Annotated in this window: 3 protein-coding genes; all 3 read left to right on the top strand. The window is 77.3% G+C overall.

Annotation, left to right across the window (positions count from 1 at the left end; genetic code table 11):
* The first annotated feature begins 78 nt into the window (after positions 1 to 78).
* From ACH4PU_RS06000 to ACH4PU_RS05990, 3 genes are read left to right on the top strand one after another with little or no spacing between them, the layout of a single operon-like run.
* Positions 79 to 6,030 (top strand): type I polyketide synthase, encoded by a 5,952-nt coding sequence (locus tag ACH4PU_RS06000; RefSeq protein ID WP_398266982.1) that lies wholly within the window; start codon positions 79 to 81, stop codon positions 6,028 to 6,030.
* 37 nt (positions 6,031 to 6,067) lie between these two features.
* A complete protein-coding gene (locus tag ACH4PU_RS05995; protein ID WP_398266661.1) occupies positions 6,068 to 12,598 on the top strand; it encodes an SDR family NAD(P)-dependent oxidoreductase in 6,531 nt (2,176 codons plus the stop codon).
* Positions 12,595 to 18,357 (top strand): SDR family NAD(P)-dependent oxidoreductase, encoded by a 5,763-nt coding sequence (locus ACH4PU_RS05990; protein WP_398266979.1) that lies wholly within the window; start codon positions 12,595 to 12,597, stop codon positions 18,355 to 18,357. The genes ACH4PU_RS05995 and ACH4PU_RS05990 overlap by 4 nt, the downstream gene beginning before the upstream one ends.
* Positions 18,358 to 18,406 lie beyond the last annotated feature (49 nt).

The following is an 18,406-nucleotide window of genomic DNA, read 5'->3' as shown; positions in this document are numbered from 1 at the left end:
CCCGGGAACTGTTCGTGCCAGAGAAGGGCCACAAGCGACATGACCAGTGACGAAAAGGTTCTCGACTACCTCAAGCGCCTGACCGTCGACCTGCGCAGGACCCGGCAGCGGCTGCACGAGGCCGAGGCCGGCGCCCGCGAGCCGATCGCCGTCGTCGGCATGGCCTGCCGCTACCCCGGCGGCGTTCGCTCGCCCGAGGACCTCTGGGACCTGGTCGCGGCCGGCACGGACGCGATCACCCCGCTGCCCGCCGACCGGGGCTGGGATCCGGAGCTGTACGACCCGGACCCGGCCCGGCACGGCCGGGTGTACGTCCGCGAGGGCGGCTTCCTGGACGGCGCCGACCGGTTCGACGCCGGCTTCTTCGGCATCAGCGGACGCGAGGCGCTGGCCATGGACCCGCAGCAGCGGCTGCTGCTGGAGACGTCCTGGGAGGCCCTGGAACGCGCCGGCATCGACCCGGCCGGGCTCGCCGGCAGCCGCACCGGCGTCTTCGCCGGCGTCATCTACCAGGACTACGCGTCCCGACTGCGGCGCGTGCCACCGGAGTTCGAGGGCTACATCGGCAACGGCAGCGCCGCCAGCGTCGCGTCCGGCCGGGTCGCCTACACCCTCGGCCTGGAGGGCCCGGCCGTCACCGTCGACACCGCCTGCTCGTCGTCGCTGGTCGCCCTGCACCTCGCCTGCCAGTCGCTGCGGCTCAGCGAGAGCCGCGTCGCGCTGGCGGGCGGCGTCACCGTCATGGCTTCCCCGATGGCCCTAGTCGAGTTCAGCCGGCAGCGCGGACTGGCCCCCGACGCCCGCTGCAAGGCGTTCGCCGCCGCGGCCGACGGCACCGCCCTCGGCGAGGGCGCCGGCATGCTCGTCCTCGAACGCCTGTCGGACGCCCGCCGCAACGGCCACCCCGTCCTCGCCGTCATCCGCGGCAGCGCCGTCAACCAGGACGGCGCCAGCAGCGGCCTCACCGCCCCCAGCGGCCCGGCCCAGCAGCGCGTCATCCGCGACGCCCTCGCCCACGCGCGGATCGCGGCCGCCGACGTGGACGCGGTGGAGGCCCACGGCACGGGCACCACCCTCGGCGACCCCATCGAGGCCCAGGCCCTGCTGGAGACCTACGGCCAGGACCGGCCGGCCGACCGGCCCGTACGGGTCGGCTCCGTGAAGTCCAACATCGGCCACGCGCAAGCCGCGGCGGGCGTCGCCGGCGTCATCAAGATGGTGATGGCGCTGCGCAACGGCACCCTCCCGCGCACCCTGCACGTCGACGAGCCGTCGCCACACGTGGAGTGGTCGGCGGGCGCCCTCGCCCTGCTCACCGAGCCGGCACCATGGCCGGCGTCGGAGCGGCCCAGGCGGGCGGGCGTGTCGTCGTTCGGCGTGAGCGGGACGAACGCGCATGTGGTGCTGGAGGAGGCGCCGGAGGAGGCTGCGACGTCGCCGTCGGCGCCGTCCGGCAAGGGTGCGCCGTCCGGTGCGGCCGTGCCCTCCGGCGAGGCCGCGCGCTCCGGCGAGGTTCCGCCGGAGGAAGCCGCGGCCGCGGCCGCCGATGTCACTGAGAACGTGTACGCCGATTTCGTACCGTCCGTCGCGTCGGCCGTTCCCTGGCCCCTGTCCGCCAAGACCCCGGAAGCCCTCCGCGACCAGGCCGCGCGCCTCCTCGCCCACCTCGACGCCCACCCCGACGAGACGGCCGCCGACATCGGCGCGGCCCTCGCCCGCGGCCGCTCGGTCTTCGAGCACCGAGCGGTGCCCGTCGGCGCGGACCGTGACGAACTCCGGGCGGTCGTCGCGGCGTTGGCCTCCGGAAAGCCCGCTACCGGAACGGCGACAGGCGCGGCACACGGCGCGACCAAGGTCGCCTTCCTCTTCCCGGACGACGGCATCGGAACCGGGGGCGCCGCGGTGCGCCGCCTGCTGGACGAGTCCCCGGTGTTCGCCCGGCACCTTGAGGAGTGCGCCGGTGCGCTCGCCACCGTCACCGGCCGGGCCGGGGCGGATGTGCTCCGGGACCTGACGGACGCGATCGGCGCGCCCACGGCGGCCGATGGGCCGGCCGGGGACGGCGCGGGCGTCCCGGCGGTGGAGGGCGGCCGGAACCGGCCGTCCGGTGCGGCCGCGGCATCCGACGTGACGAGCGCGACCGGTGCGGTCGGAGAGACCGGCGAGGACGGTGGAGCCACCACACGGCACGGCGCCGACGTGGCCGGAGTGGGCCGTTCCGAAGCGGCCGGTGCAGGCACGACGCCCGGTACGGGCGGCCGGGCCGAGGAGGATCACGCGTCCGATGGTGCCGCCACCGTCGGCGCCCGCGCCGCCCGCTGGGCCGTCGCCGTCTCCCTCGCCGCGCTCTGGCGGCATCACGGCGTCCGGCCGTCGACGGTCGTCGGTGACGGGATCGGCGAGATCGCGGCGGCCTGTGCGGCGGGGGTGCTGTCGCTGGAGGACGGTGCCCGTGCGGTGCTCGGTGCGGCGGGTGGCGCCGTGGCGCCGCGCCCGGCGGAGGCGCCGTTCCGTGTGACCTCCGGCGACGGCGACTGGCGGCCCGACGCCGACCGCGCACCGCGCGGACTCGGCTCCGCCGTCCGCGAGTCGGCCGGGCGCGGGCGGACGGCGTTCGTCGTCATGGGCACGGACCCCGGCGCCCTCGCCGAAGCCGCCGGGCCGGACGCGTTCGCCGTCCCCGCGCTGGGCGCGGACGGCGGTGCCCGGGGGCTGCTGGCCTCGCTCGCCGACGTGCACGTCCGTGCCGCCGCCGTGGACTGGTCCGCCGCCCTGCCGGCCACCGGGCTCCGCCGCGTCGACCTGCCGACGTACCCGTTCCAGCGCCGCCGCTACTGGCTCGACGACGCCCCGGCCGCCGGGGACGTCGCCTCCGCCGGACTCGGCGCCGTCGACCACCCGCTGCTGGCCGCCGCCGTCGAACTCCCCGACGGCGACGGGGTGCTGTACTCCGGCCGGCTGTCCGCCCGGACACACCCGTGGCTCGCCGACCACACCGTCCTCGGCCGGACGCTGCTGCCCGGCACGGCCTGCCTGGAGCTCGCGCTGTGGGCCGCCGACCGCGCCGGCTGCGGCCTGGTCGAGGAACTCACCCTGCACGCCCCGCTCGTCGTCGGCGACTCCGGCGCCCGCCTCCGGCTGGCCGTCACCGGCCCGGACGCGTCCGGCCGCCGTCGCCTCACCCTCGACGCGTGCGCCCACGGCACCGACTGGACCCGCCACGCGAGCGGCACCCTGGCCGAGGACGCGCCGCGGCCCGGGTACGACCTGACGGACCCGGCCCCGGAGACCGCCGCCGTGACGGACGTCACCGCCTTCTACGAGTGTGCCGCCGCACGCGGTTACGCCTACGGGCCCGCCTTCCGCGGCCTGCGCTCCCTCCGCCGGCTCGGCGACGAGGTGTTCGCCGAGGCCGCCCTCGACCGCGACCGACAGGCCGAGGCCGCCCGCTACCGCCTCCACCCGGCCCTCGCCGACGCCGCCCTGCAGGCCCTCGGCGTACTCGTGGAGGAGGACGACGCGGCGCGACTCCCCTTCGCCTGGCGGAACATGGCCGTACACACCCCGGGCGCGGGCGCCCTGCGCGTCCACCTCACCCGCACCGGCCCGGACACCGTCACCCTGGACCTCGCCGACCCGGCCGGCACCCCCGTCGCCTCGGCGGGCGCGGTCGTCCTGCGGACCGTTCGGGACGGACAGGCCGCCACCGGCGCACCGATCGAAGCGAGCGGGCGGGACGCGGAGGGCGCCCCGGCGGCCCTGTACCGCGTGGCGTGGACTCCGCTTCCGGCGGGCGCGGCCACCGCGTCCGGTGTCGCCGGTACGCCCGGTGTCGAGGGGCAGGAGGCTCCCGACGTCCCGGCTCGCACGCTCGGCGTATCCTCCTCGGCTCCCGCACCCGCCGGCCTCGGTCACGACGCGCCCGCGGCGTCGGCCTCTTCGCCTTCCGCCGCCGACACCGGCGCGGCCACCGCGTCCGGTGCCGCCGGTACGCCCGGTGTGCGGGGGCAGGGCGTGCCCGTCACGCCCACCGCGTCCCCCGCGCCGGTCGGTCACGACGTGCCCGATGCCCACGCGCCCTCCACCGCCGGGCAGGGGGTTCCTGCCCTCAGCGCGTCCATCGCCCTGATCGGCACCCCCGGCCCCGAGGACGCGCCGGTGGTCGACCTGCCCGGGACCGTCATCCGTCACGCGGACCTCGCCTCCCTCGGCGCGGCCGTCGACGGAGTAACGGCCCGTCCCCGTACGGCGGTTCACGTCCTGCCCGCCGGCCCCCCCGGCCCCGACGGGCTGCGCGCCGCCACCCGGGCCGCCCTCGGCCTCGCCCGCGACTGGTCGGCGGACCCCCGCTTCGCCGGTGCGACGCTCGTCGTCGTCACGCGCGGCGCCCTGGCCGTCAAGTCCGGTGAGGACGTGCCGGACCCGGCCGCCGCGGCGGCCCTCGGGCTGCTGCGGACGGCGCAGTCCGAGCACCCGGACCGGATCGTCCTGGTCGACACCGACGCCGACACCCCCGTGGACGGGCGCGTGCTCGCGGCCGTCCTGGGCGCCGGCGAGCCGCAGGCGGCCGTGCGGGACGGGGAGGTCCTGGTTCCGCGGCTGGTGGCGGCCGGGGCGGAGGGAGCGGGCTCCCGTCCGCTCGACCCGCGCGGCACCGTGCTGCTCACCGGCGGCACCGGCGCCCTCGGCGGCGAGGTCGCCCGCCACCTGGCCCGCGCCGGGGCGCGCAGGCTGCTGCTCGCCGCCCGCAGGGGCCAGGATGCCCCCGGTGCTGCGGAGTTGACGGCGGAGCTGGCCGGGCTCGGTGCCGAGGCGACCGTCGCCGCCTGCGACGTCTCCGACCGCGCCGCGCTCGCCGCGCTGCTCGCCGGCATACCGGAGGAGCACCCGCTGACGGCCGTGTACCACGTCGCCGGCGTGACCGACGACGGCGTCCTGGACGCGCAGACGCCCGAGCGCCTCGACGCCGTCCTCCGTCCCAAGGCCGACGCCGCCTGGCACCTGCACGAGCTGACCGAGGACCACGACCTGGCGGCGTTCGTGATGTTCTCCTCGGCCGCCGGGGCGTTCGGCTCCGCCGGGCAGGGCGGCTACGCCGCCGCCAACGCCTACCTGGACGCCCTCGCCCACCACCGCCGCTCCCGCGGCCTGCCCGCCCGGTCCCTGGCCTGGGGGCTGTGGGCCCGGAGCAGCACGCTCACCGACGCGCTCGACGCGGCCGGCCGGGCCCGGCTCGGCCGGACGGGTGTCCTGCCGCTGGCGACGGACGACGCCCTCGCGCTCCTCGACGCCGCCGGCGCCCACGGCGAGCCCGTCCTGCTGCCGCTCCGGCTCGACCCCGCGCGGGTGGCGGCACAGGGGAGGCCCCCGGCGCTGCTCCGGGCGCTCACCGCGACGGAACCCGCGACGGAATCCACGGCGGAACCGACGGCCGAGCCGGCCGCCGCTCAGGAAGCCGCCTCGCCTGGCCACCGCTACGCCGTCCTCCCCGAGCCCGAGCGCCGCCGCGCCCTGCTCGGACTCGTCCGGACGCACGCCGCCGCCGTCCTCGGCGAGGCGACGCCCGCCGACATCGCCCCCGACCGCGGTTTCGTCGACCTCGGCCTGGACTCCCTCGCCGACCTCGAACTCCGCGACCGGCTGCACGAGGCCACCGGGCTGGACCTCCCCACCACCCTGATCTTCGACTACCCCACGGCGGCCGTCCTCGCCGACCACCTCTGCGCCGAGTTCGCCGCCGCGGCACCCGCCGACGACCCGGACAGCCCGGTCGCCGGGGAACTCGACCGGCTGGAGGCCGCCCTGGCCCCCTACGCCGCCGACGACGGGGCCAGGGACCTCGTGACCCGCCGCCTGAAGGACCTGCTGTCCCGCTGGGGCACGGCCGGCCCGGAAGGACCCGGCCACGGCTCCGGCCACCCCGCCCCGGACACCGGCCAGGACGCCCGTCCGCACGACGACTTCGCCACCGCCACCGACGACGAGCTCTTCGAAGCGCTTCGAGAGCTGCGCACCGCAGACCGCGGCTGACCACCGCACCGCACACCCCCCGAGGAGCTGGCTCGAAGTGAGCAACGAAGAGAAGCTGCGCGAACACCTGCGATGGGCGACCGCCGAGCTCAAGGAGTCCCGCCGCCGCGTCAAGGAGCTGGAGGACGGCGGCCACGAGCCCATCGCCGTCGTCGGCATGAGCTGCCGGCTGCCCGGCGGCGTCAACTCGCCGGAAGAACTGTGGCAGTTGGTGGTCAAGGGCGGTGACGCCATCGGCGCGCCGCCCGCCGACCGCGGCTGGCGGATCGACGACCTCTACGACCCCGACCCCGAGTCGGGCCGCCCCGGCACCACCTACGTCCGCGAGGGCGGGTTCATCGACGGCGCCGACGGCTTCGACCCGGCCTTCTTCGGCATCAGCCCGCGCGAGGCCGTCGCCATGGACCCGCAGCAGCGGCTGCTGCTGGAAGCCGCCTGGGAGGCCGTCGAACGCGCCGGGGTGGACCCCCGCCGCCTGCGCGGCGAACGCGTCGGCGTCTACGCCGGGCTCATGTACCACGAGTACGGCAACCGCGGCATCGAGGTGCCCGAGGCCGTCGCCGGGTTCCTCGGCAGCGGCACGTCCGGCAGCGTCGCCTCCGGCCGGATCGCCTACACCTACGGCTTCGAGGGCCCGGCCGTCACCGTCGACACGGCCTGCTCCTCGTCGCTCGTCACCCTCCACCTGGCCGCGCAGGCGCTGCGCCGCGGCGACTGCACGCTCGCCCTGGCCGGCGGCGTCACCGTCATGGTCACCCCCAACACCTTCGTCGAATTCAGCCGGCAGCGCGGACTGGCCCCGGACGGCCGGTGCAAGTCCTTCGCGGCCGGCGCCGACGGCACCGCGTGGGGCGAGGGCGTCGCCATGCTGCTGGTCGAACGGCTGTCGGACGCCCGCCGCAACGGCCACCCCGTCCTCGCCGTCCTGCGCGGCTCCGCCGTCAACCAGGACGGCGCCAGCAGCGCCCTCGCCGCCCCCAACGGACCGGCCCAGCAGCGCGTCATCCGCCGCGCCCTGGAGGACGCCGGACTCACCGCCGCCGACGTGGACGCCGTGGAGGCGCACGGCACGGGGACGAAGCTCGGCGACCCGATCGAGGCCCAGGCGCTCCTCGCCACGTACGGCAAGGGCCGCCCGGCGGACCGGCCGCTGTGGCTGGGCTCGCTGAAGTCCAACATCGGCCACACGCAGGCCGCCGCCGGGGCCGCCGGAGTCATCAAGACCGTCATGGCCCTGCGCCACGGCGTGCTGCCGCAGACCCTGCACGCCGAGGAGCGGACGCCGCACGTCGACTGGTCCTCCGGCGCCGTCGAGCTGCTCACCGAGCGCCGCGACTGGCCGGAGACCGGCCGCCCGCGCCGGGCCGGCGTCTCCTCCTTCGGCGTCAGCGGCACCAACGCCCACGTCATCCTGGAACAGGCACCCGAGGGCGAGCCCGCCACCGTTCCCGAGAGCGGCACGGACGTCCTGCCCTGGGTGGTCTCCGCCCGTACCCCCGACGCCCTGCGGGCGCAGGCCGCACGGCTCGCCGACGCCGTCGAGGACGCCGACCCGGCGCGGGCGGGCTGGTCGCTGGCCTCGGGGCGGTCGGTGTTCGAGCACCGGGCGGTGGTGATCGGCGACGGCCGGAGCGAACTGCTCGACGGAATCCGCGCGTTGGCCGCCGGCGAGCCCGCCCCCGGTGTCGTCCACGGGGTGGCCTCGGGTGAGGCCGACGGTCCGGTGTTCGTGTTCCCGGGGCAGGGGTCGCAGTGGACCGGCATGGGCGTCGAACTGCTCGAATCCTCGGATGAGTTCGCCGAACGGATCGCCGAGTGCGAGCGGGCGCTGGAGCCGTTCGTCGACTGGTCGCTCACCGATGTGCTGCGGCAGGTGCCGGGGGCTCCGGGGCTGGAGCGTGTCGATGTCGTGCAGCCGGTGTTGTGGGCGGTGATGGTGTCGCTGGCCGCGCTGTGGCGGTCCGCCGGGGTCGAGCCCGTCGCCGTGGTCGGGCATTCGCAGGGCGAGATCGCGGCCGCGTGTGTGGCGGGTGGTCTGTCGCTGGAGGACGGTGCTCGCGTCGTCGCGCTGCGCTCCCGGGCGTTGCTGGAGATCGCGGGGGAGGGCGGGATGGTGTCCGTCGCGTTGCCCGCCGCCGAGACCGAGGCGCTGCTGGAGTCGTGGGACGGCCGGATATCCGTCGCCGCCCTCAACGGCCCCCGCTCCACCGTCGTCTGCGGAGACGCGGGCGCGCTGGACGAGCTCCTCGCCCACTGTGAAGCCCACGACGTCCGCGCCCGCCGCGTGCCGGTGGACTACGCCTCCCACTCCGCGCACGTCGAGCGCATCCGGGAGCGGATCCGCCAGGAGCTGGCCGGTATCCGTCCCCGCTCCGGGTCGGTGCCCTTCCATTCCACGCTCACCGGTGACGTCTTCGACACCGCCGGACTCGACGCGGACTACTGGTACCGCAACCTGCGCAACACGGTCCGCTTCCAGTCCGTCATCGACGCTCTGCTGACCTCCGGGCAGCGGGCGTTCGTCGAGTGCAGCGCCCATCCCGTCCTCACCGTGGGCGTCGAGGAGACCGCGCAGGAGGCGGACGTGCCGGCCGTGGTCGTCGGTTCCCTCCGCCGTGACGAGGGCGACCGGCGGCGCTTCCTGACCTCCCTGGCCGAGGCGTACACCCAGGGCGTGGCCGTCGACTGGACCACCGTCTTCCCGGCCGGCGCCCGCCACCGCGTCGACCTGCCCACCTACGCCTTCCAGCGCGAGCGCTACTGGCTGGAAGGCGACGCCACCGGTGGCGACATCACCGCCGTCGGCCTGCGCGCCACCGGACACCCGCTGCTCGGCGCGGCCGTGCCGGTGGCCGGCGGGGACGGGCTGCTGCTCACCGGCCGGATATCCCTCGACACCCACCCCTGGCTCGCCGACCACGCCGTCTGGGGTACCACCCTCGTTCCCGGCGCGGCCCTCGCCGAACTCGCCGTCCGGGCAGGGGACCTGACGGGCCATGGGAACCTTGAGGAGCTGACGCTCCAGGCACCGCTCGTCCTGCCCGAGCGCGGCGGTGTCCACGCCCAGCTGTCCGTCGGCGCCGCCGACGAGGACGGCCGACGGCCGCTCGCCCTGCACTCCCGCCCCGAGGGCGCCGCCCCCGACGCCGCCTGGACCGCCCACGCCACCGGCTTCCTGGCCCCCGACACCGCCCCCGCCCCGACGTGGGACCTGGCCGCGTGGCCACCCCCGGGCGCCACCCCCGTACCCGTCGACAGGCTGTACGAGCGCCTGGCCGACGACGGCCTCGGCTACGGGCCGGCCTTCCAGGGGCTGCACGCCCTCTGGGAGCGCGGCGACGACCTCTACGCGGAGGTCCGGCTGCCCCGCGAACAGCACGACGCCGCGGCCGCGTTCGCCCTCCACCCGGCCCTCCTCGACGCGGCCCTGCACCCCGCCGCCACCCGCTCCGCGGGCGACGTCCGGCTGCCGTTCGCCTGGACCGGCGTCACCGTGCACGCCACCGGTGCCACCGCCCTCCGCGTCCACCTCGCGCCCGCCGGCGACGACGGCCTGACGCTCCGCGCGGCCGACGGCTCCGGCGCGCCCGTCGTCACCGTCGCGTCCCTGGTCAGCCGGAGCGTCACCCGGGACCAGCTGGAGTCCGCCCGTACCGCCCGGCACCACGACTCCCTCTTCCACGTCGAGTGGAACGAAGCCGAGTGGAACGAAACCCCGCCGGCCGACGGCGCGTCCGACTGGGCCGTGCTGGGCGAGGACGTCCTCGGGCTGGCCGACGGGCGGCCGGGCGTGCCCGTCCACGCCGGTCTCGCGGCGCTCGCCGCCGCCCCGGCCGTCCCCGGCACCGTCGTCGTCCCCTGCCGCTTCGACACCGCCGGCCTCCCCGCCGACGAGGCCGCCACGGCGGTGACGCACCGGCTCCTGGCCCTGCTGCGGGACTGGCTGAACGAGGAGCGCTGCGCCGCGTCGCGGCTGGTCCTCGTCACCTCCGGCGCCGTCCCGGCCGCCCCCGGGGAGACCGTCCACGACCTCGCGCACGCCGCCGTCTGGGGCATGGTCCGCTCGGCCCGCACCGAGCACCCGGGCCGGTTCGCGCTGCTGGACGTCGACGGGCTGCCCGGCTCCCGGGACGCCCTGCCCGCCGCCCTCGCCTCCGACGAGCCCGAAGCCGCCCTACGCAACGGCCGGTTGCTGATCCCGCGGCTCGCCCGGGCCGCCTCCGGAAGGTCGTTGGAGCCGCCGCGCGACGGGTCCGGCTGGCGGCTCGACGTCACCAGCAAGGGCACCCTGGAGAACCTCGCCCTCGTCCCCGCCCCCGAGGCGGCCGGCCCGCCCGGGCCGGGCCGGGTGCGGATCGCCGTGCGCGCCGCCGGCATGAACTTCCGCGACGTCGTCCTCGGGCTCGGCATGGTCGACCAGGACGTCATGGGCGGCGAGGCCGCCGGCGTCGTCCTGGAGACCGGGCCCGACGTCACCGAATTCGCGCCCGGCGACCGGGTGTTCGGCATGGTTCCCGGCGCGTTCGGGCCGCACGCCGTCGTCGACCGGCGGCTGCTGGCCCGGATGCCCGACGGCTGGACGTACACCGAGGCCGCCACCGTCCCCATCGCGTTCCTCACCGCCTGGTACGGGCTGGTCGACCTCGCCGCCGTCCGCCCCGGCGAGACCCTGCTGGTGCACGCCGCCACCGGCGGCGTCGGGATCGCCGCCCTCCAGATCGCCCGCCACCTCGGCGCCGAGGTGTACGCCACCGCGAGCCCCGCCAAGTGGGACACGCTGCGCGCCCTCGGCGTGCCCGAGGAGCGCATCGCCTCCTCCCGCGACCTGGACTTCGAGGCCGCCTTCCGGACGGCGACCGGCGGACGCGGCGTGGACGTCGTCCTCAACTCCCTCGCCCACGAGTACGTCGACGCCTCCCTGCGGCTCCTCGCCCCCGGCGGCCGGTTCGTCGAGATGGGCAAGACCGACATCCGCGACGCGGAGACCGAGGAGGCCGCCCACCCGGGCACCACCTACCGGTACTTCGACCTCATCGACGCCGGGCACGAGCGCATCGGCGCGATGATGGGCGAGCTGATGGAGCTCTTCGGGCGCGGCGTGCTCCGGCCGCTCCCGGCGGCCACCTGGGACGTCCGCCGCGCCCCCGAGGCGTTCCGCTTCATGAGCCGGGCCCGGCACACCGGCAAGGTCGTCCTCTCCATGCCGGGCGCCCTCGACCCCGCCGGCACCGTCCTGATCACCGGCGGCACGGGCGTCCTCGGCGGGCTCGTCGCCCGCGACCTCGCCGCCCGGCACGGCGTACGGCACCTGCTGCTGCTCGGCCGGCGGGGCGCCGACGCCCCCGGTGTCGCGGAACTCGTCGAAGAGCTGCACGAGTCGGGCGCCGAGGCGACCGTCGCCGCCTGTGACGCCGCCGACCGGGACGCCCTGGCCGCCGTGCTCGCCGCGATCCCCGCCGACCGCCCGCTCACCGGCGTCGTCCACGCCGCCGGCGTGCTCGACGACGCCGTCGTCACCGCCCTCACCCCCGCGCAGGTCGACGCCGTCCTGCGGCCCAAGGTACGGGCCGCCTGGAACCTCCACGAGCTCACCCGCGACACCCCGCTCGGCGCGTTCGTCCTGTTCTCGTCGGCCGCCGCCACCCTCGGCGGCCCCGGCCAGGGCAACTACGCCGCCGCCAACGCGTTCCTCGACGCGCTCGCCCGGCGGCGGCGGGCCGACGGCCTGCCCGGCCTGGCGGTCGCCTGGGGCCTGTGGGAGACGGCCAGCGGCATGACCGGCCACCTGGACGCCGCCGACCACACCCGGATGCGGCGCTCCGGCGTCGCCCCGCTCACCGACGCGGAGGGGCTCGACCTGTTCGCCGCCGCCCTCGCCGGGGACCGGCCGCTGCCCGTCGCCCTGCGGCTCGACACCGCGGCCCTGCGTACCGCCGCCGGGCCCGGGGGCGTCCCGCCGCTGCTCCGCGCCCTGGCCGGCGGGCCCGCCCGGCGGACCGCCGAGGCCGGGGCGGGGGAGGGGCGGGACGCCCTCCGGGCGCGGCTGGCCGCCCTGCCCGCCGCCGAACGCGACGGCGCCCTGCTGGACCTGGTCCGCGGTCACGCGGCGACCGTCCTCGGGCACGCCTCGGGCGAGGACGTGCACGACCGGCAGCCGTTCAAGGCGCTCGGCTTCGACTCCCTCACCTCCGTCGAGCTGCGCAACCGCCTGAACGCCGCCACCGGCCTGCGGCTCCCGGCCACCCTCGTCTTCGACCACCCGACCCCCGGCGACCTCGCCGCCCACCTGCGGACCCTGCTGCTGCCCGACGACGGCGACGCTCCGGACGGCGCGGCCGGCCCGGGCGGCACGGCCGACGGGACCGACGTACGGGCGCTGCTCGCCGGCATCCCGCTCGCCCGCCTCCGGGCGGCCGGGCTCCTCGACCCGCTCCTCCGACTCGCCGCGGAATCCGGCGCGTTGCCGCCCGACGGCGGCGGCCCGGAGGACACCGGCACCGAATCGATCGACACCATGGACGCCGACAGTCTGGTGGACATGGCCCTGGACATGACGGACATCCGATAGCGCCCGGACGGCGGAGAACCACGATGGCTGCAACGTACGAGAAGGTCCTGGAAGCGCTGCGCGCGTCCGTCAAGGAGGCGACCCGGCTCAAGCAGGAGAACCAGCGGCTCGCCGACGCCGCCCGCGAACCCGTCGCGATCGTCGGCATGGCCTGCCGCTTCCCCGGGGACGTACGCTCCCCCGAGGACTTCTGGCGGCTCCTCGCCGACGGCACCGACGCCGTCGGCCCGTTCCCCGAGGACCGCGGCTGGGACACCGACGAGCTGTACGACCCCGACCCCGACCGGGTCGGCAAGAGCTATGTGCGGCACGGTGCGTTCGTGCGCGGCGCGGACCGGTTCGACGCCGCGTTCTTCGGCATCAGCCCCCGCGAGGCCGTCGCCATGGACCCCCAGCAGCGGCTGCTGTTGGAGACCGCCTGGGAGGCGTTCGAACGGGCCGGCATCGACCCGGAGTCCGTCCGCGGCAGCCGCACCGGCGTCTTCGTCGGCACCGCGCCGCTCGGCTACGCCACCGGCGCCCGGCAGGGCTCCGACGGCGCCGAGGGCTACCTGCTGACCGGCACCACCGTCAGCGTCGCCTCCGGCCGGCTCGCCTACGTCCTCGGCCTGGAGGGCCCGGCCGTCACCATCGACACCGCGTGCTCGTCGTCGCTGGTCGCCCTGCACCTCGCCTGCCAGTCGCTGCGGCGCGGCGAGTCCACCCTCGCGCTGGCCGGCGGGATGGCCGTGATGGCCGAGCCGCGCATGTTCGTCGAGTTCAGCCGGCAGCGCGGGCTCGCCCCCGACGGGCGGTGCAAGGCGTTCGCCGCCGGCGCCGACGGCACCGCCTGGGGCGAGGGCGGCGGCGTCCTCCTGCTCGAACGCCTCTCCGACGCCCGCCGCAACGGGCACCCCGTCCTCGCCGTCGTCCGCGGCTCGGCCGTCAACCAGGACGGCGCCTCCAACGGGCTCACCGCCCCCAGCGGCCCCTCCCAGCAGCGCGTCGTCCGCGAGGCCCTCGCCGACGCCGGGCTCACGCCCGACCAGGTCGACGCCGTCGAGGCGCACGGCACCGGCACCTCCCTCGGCGACCCCATCGAGGCCCAGGCGCTGCTCGCCACCTACGGCCAAGGGCGGCCCGCCGACCGGCCGTTGTGGCTCGGCTCGGTGAAGTCCAACATCGGCCACACCCAGCTCGCCGCCGGCGTCGCCGGCGTCATCAAGACCGTCCTCGCCATGCGCCACGGCACCCTCCCGCGCACCCTGCACGTCGACGAGCCCACCCCGCACGTCGACTGGTCCTCCGGCGCGGTGTCCCTGCTCACCGAACCGGTCGCCTGGCCGGAGACCGGACGTCCGCGCCGCGCCGCCGTCTCGTCGTTCGGCATCAGCGGCACCAACGCCCACGTCGTCCTCGAACAGGGCGACGGCCCGGCCTCGCAAACGGAACTGCCGGACGGCGACGGCCCGTTGCTGTGGGCCGTGTCCGCCCGGAGCCCCGAGGCGCTGCGTGCCCAGGCCGCCCGGCTCGGCGACGCCGTCCGCACCCACCCCGAGTGGCGCCCCGGCGACCTCGCCCGCGTCCTCGTCCGCTCCCGCGCCGCCCTGGAGCACCGCGCCGCCGTCACCGGCACCACCCGCGACGACCTGCTCGCCGGCCTCGACGCGCTGCGCGACGGCGCCTCCGCGCCGCGCCTCGTCCACGACACCGTCCGGCGCGCCGGCAAGACCGCGTTCCTCTTCACCGGCCAGGGCGCCCAGCGCGCCGGCGCCGGCGCGGAGCTGTACGCCGGACACCCGGCCTTCGCCCGCGCCCTCGACGCCGTGTGCGAGGCCCTGGGCGACGGCCTCGGCGCCGAGACCCGCTCCCTCGTCCTCGGCACCGGCGACCCCGCCCTCCTCCGCGGCACCCTGCACGCCCAGACCACTCTGTTCGCCCTGGAGACCGCCCTCTTCCGGCTCCTGGAGTCGTGGGAGCTGCGCCCGGACGCCGTCCTCGGCCACTCCATCGGCGAGCTGGCCGCCGCGCACGCCGCCGGGGTGTTCTCCCTGGAGGACGCGGCCGCCGTCGTCGCGGCCCGCGGCCGTCTCATGGCCCAACTCCCGCCCGGTGGCGCCATGATGGCCGTCCAGGCGGACGAGGAAGAGGTGCTGCCGCTGCTGGCGGACCGGGCCCGCCTCGCGGCCGTCGCCGCCGTCAACGGCCCCCGCGCCGTCGTCGTCTCCGGCGACGAGGACACCGTCCGGGAGATCGCCGGACGCTTCGCCGCCGACGGCCGCCGCACCAAGCGCCTCGATGTCAGCCACGCCTTCCACTCCCCGCGCATGGACGGCATGCTGGACGACTTCCGCGCCGTCCTCGACCGCGTCACCTTCCACGCGCCCGCCCTCCCGGTCGTCTCCGACCTCACCGGCCGGACCCTCACCGCCGACGAGGCCCGCGACCCCGGGTACTGGGTGCGGCACGTCCGCGAGACCATCCGGTTCCGGGACGGCGTCCGCCGGCTCCTCGCCCAGGGCGTGCGCACCTGCCTCGAACTCGGGCCCGCCGGCGTGCTGTCCGCCCTCGCCCAGGACACCGCCGCCGCCGACGACGGCGCCGACCTCATCGCCGTCCCCCTGCTGCGCCGGGACCGGCCCGAGCCCGAGACCGTCCGCACGGCCTTCGCCCACGCCTGGGCGCGCGGCGCCCGCACCGGCCTCGCCGCCGCCCTGCCCGCCGGACCCACCCCGCACCTGGACCTGCCCACCTACGCCTTCCAGGGCGAACGCCACTGGCTGCGGCCCGCCGACACCGGCGACGGCACGGCGGGACCCGCCGCGCTCGGCCTCGACGCCGCCGGCCACCCGCTGCTCACCGCCGCCGTACGGCCGGCCGACGACGACCGGCTCGTCCTCACCGGCCGGATCTCCACCCGCAGCCACCCCTGGATCGCCGACCACGTCGTCCTCGGCACGGTCATCGTCCCCGGCACCGCCTACCTCGACCTCGTCCTCGACGCGGCCCGCCGCGTCGGCTGCGGCACGGTCGAGGAGCTCAACCAGGAGGCGCCGCTGATCCTCACCGGCACCCGCCCGGCCGACGTCCAGCTCACCGTCGGCGCCCCCGACGCCGGCGGCCGGCGCGCCGTCGCCGTCCACTCGCGGCCCGACGACGGCGCGGAGTGGACCCGGCACGCCCACGGCACCCTCGCCCCCGGCACCCCTTCGCCTTCGGAGCCCGCCCGCGACCTGGCCGGCGACTGGCTCCCGGCCGACGCGGTCCCCGTCGACCTCGCCGACTTCTACCCGTCCGTCGTCGCCGACGGCTTCGCCTACGGGCCGACGTTCCGCGGCCTGCGCGCGCTCTGGCGGTCCGGCGACGAGGTGTTCGGCGAGGTGGACCTCCCCGAGGAGGCACGCTCCGACGCGGCCGGCTACGGGGTGCACCCCGCGCTGCTGGACGCGGCCCTGCACGCCGGGCTCGTCGGCAACACCGGGGACACCGTCCGGCTGCCCTTCTGCTGGAACCGCGTCGGCCTGCACACCACCGGCGCCACCGCGCTCCGCGTCCACCTCGCCCCCGCCGGTCCCGACGCCATGCGGCTCACCGTCGCCGACGCCGACGGCACCCCCGTCCTCACCGCCGACTCCCTCCAGGCCCGCCCGGTCTCCCTCGGCCAACTCCGCGCCGCCCGCCGGGACGACGCCCTCCACGAGCTCCGCTGGACCGCCGCCCCGGGCGCCGAGCCCGAGGCCCGGGCCCGTACCTGGGCGGTGCTCGGCGACGACGTGCCGGGCCTCGCCGAGGCCCTGCCCGCCGGCGACCGGCTCGTCGGGTACGCCCCTGGTGCCGGCGTGCCCGGTGCGGCGCCGACCGTCCCGGTGCCAGGGCAGCCGGCGGGGGACGCCGACGCCGAGGCCCTGCCCGCTGATGGTCGGTCTGTCGCAGATGCCGCCGACGCCGGTGTATCCGACCTGGCGCCGACCGTCCCGGCGCCCGGGCGGCCGGTGGGGGATGCCGCCGAGGCCCTGCCCGCCGACAACCGGCTCCTCGCACATACCGCCGACGCCGGCGTGCCCGACGTGGCGCTGATCGCCCCGGCGCCCGGCCGGCCCGTGCGGGAGACCGTCGCCGAGACGCTGGCCCTGCTCCAGCGGTGGCTCGCCGACGAGCGCACCACGTCGTCCGTCCTCGCCGTCCTCACCCGCGGCGCCGTGGCCGCCGGCCCCGGCGACACCGTCCCGCACCCCGAACTGGCCGCCGTCTGGGGCCTGGTGGGCGCCGCGCAGGCCGAGAACCCGGGCCGGTTCGTCCTGGCCGACCTCCCGCCGGACACCGGAGCGACACCGGAACTGCTGAAGGAACTCCTCGCGGGCGAGCCGCAACTCGCCCTGCGCGACAGTGCCGTGCGCGTCCCCCGGCTGGCACCGGCCCGGCTCTCGGCCGACGCCGTACCGCCCGTACTCGACCCCGACGGGACCGTCCTCGTCACCGGCGGCACCGGCGCCCTGGGCGCCCTCGTCGCCCGACATCTGGTCGAACGGCACGGCGTGCGCGGCCTGTTGCTGCTCGGTCGGCGCGGGCCGGACGCCGACGGCGTCAAGGACCTGGTGGCCGAACTGGAGGGCCTCGGCGCCCGGGTGGACGTCCGGGCCTGCGACGTGTCCGACCGTACGGCCCTGGCCGCCGCTCTCGCCGCCGTGCCCGGCGACCGCCCGCTGACCGCCGTCGTGCACGCGGCGGGCGTGGTCGACGACGCCGTCGTCCCCGCGCTCACCGCCGAGCGCGCCGCCGCCGTCCTCGCCCCCAAGGCCGACGCCGCGCACCACCTGCACGAGCTCACCCGCGACCTGCCGCTCGCCGCGTTCGTGCTGTTCTCCTCCGCCACCGCCACCCTCGGCGGCGCCGGGCAGGGCGGTTACGCGGCGGCCAACGCCTGCCTCGACGCCCTCGCCGCGCACCGGGCCGCCGCCGGGCTGCCCGCCCTCTCCCTGGCCTGGGGGCCCTGGGAGGGCACCGGCGGCATGGCCGACGCCCTCGACGAGGCCGGCCGGCGGCGGATGCGCCGCTCCGGCGTCCTACCGCTCTCCGCCGACGAGGGGCTGGCCCTCTTCGACGCCGCCCTCGCCGGGGACCGCCCGGTGCTGCTGCCCGTCCGGCTGGAGACCGCCGCCCTGCGCGCCGCCTCCGACCGACTGCCGCCCCTCTTCCACGGCCTCGTCCCGCCGCCCGTCCGGGCGGCCGGGAACGCCGGGCCGGACGCCGCCGGGGACCTGCGGCAGCGCCTCGCCGGGCTCGACGCCGCCGGCCGCGACCGGGTCCTGCTCGACCTCGTCCGCACCCAGGCCGCCCAGGTGCTCGGCCACGCCGGCGCCGCCGCGGTCGCCCCCGACCAGCCGTTCGAGGAGCTGGGCTTCGACTCGCTGACCGCCGTCGAACTCCGCAACCGGCTCACCGCCGCCACCGGCACCCGGCTCTCCGCCACCCTCGTCTTCGACTATCCGACGGCCGCCGCCCTGGCCCGGCACCTCCGCGAGGCGCTGCCCGCCGAGGGCGCGCCCGCCGCCCGGTCCGTCCTCGACGAACTCGACCGGCTGGAGGCCGCCTTGGCCGCGCTGCCGCCGGACGACCCGGACCGGGTCCGCGTCGCCACCCGGCTGCGGGCCGTCGCCGCCCGCTGGGACGACGACCGGCCGGCCCCGGCCGACGACGAACCGGGGGCCGTCACCGATCTCGCCGCCGCCGACGACGACGAGGTCTTCGACTACATCGAGAAGGAACTCGGAATCTCCTGACCGCTCGGAAACCGTGCCGTCGAAGTCGAACCGTGAAAGGTGTTGCGTC

It is taken from the genome of Streptomyces sp. NPDC021100 (assembly GCF_044333095.1).
In the GTDB taxonomy this organism is placed as follows: domain Bacteria; phylum Actinomycetota; class Actinomycetes; order Streptomycetales; family Streptomycetaceae; genus Streptomyces.
Note: the sequence above shows the minus strand (reverse complement) of the source record. Positions and strands in the feature narration are given on the sequence as shown.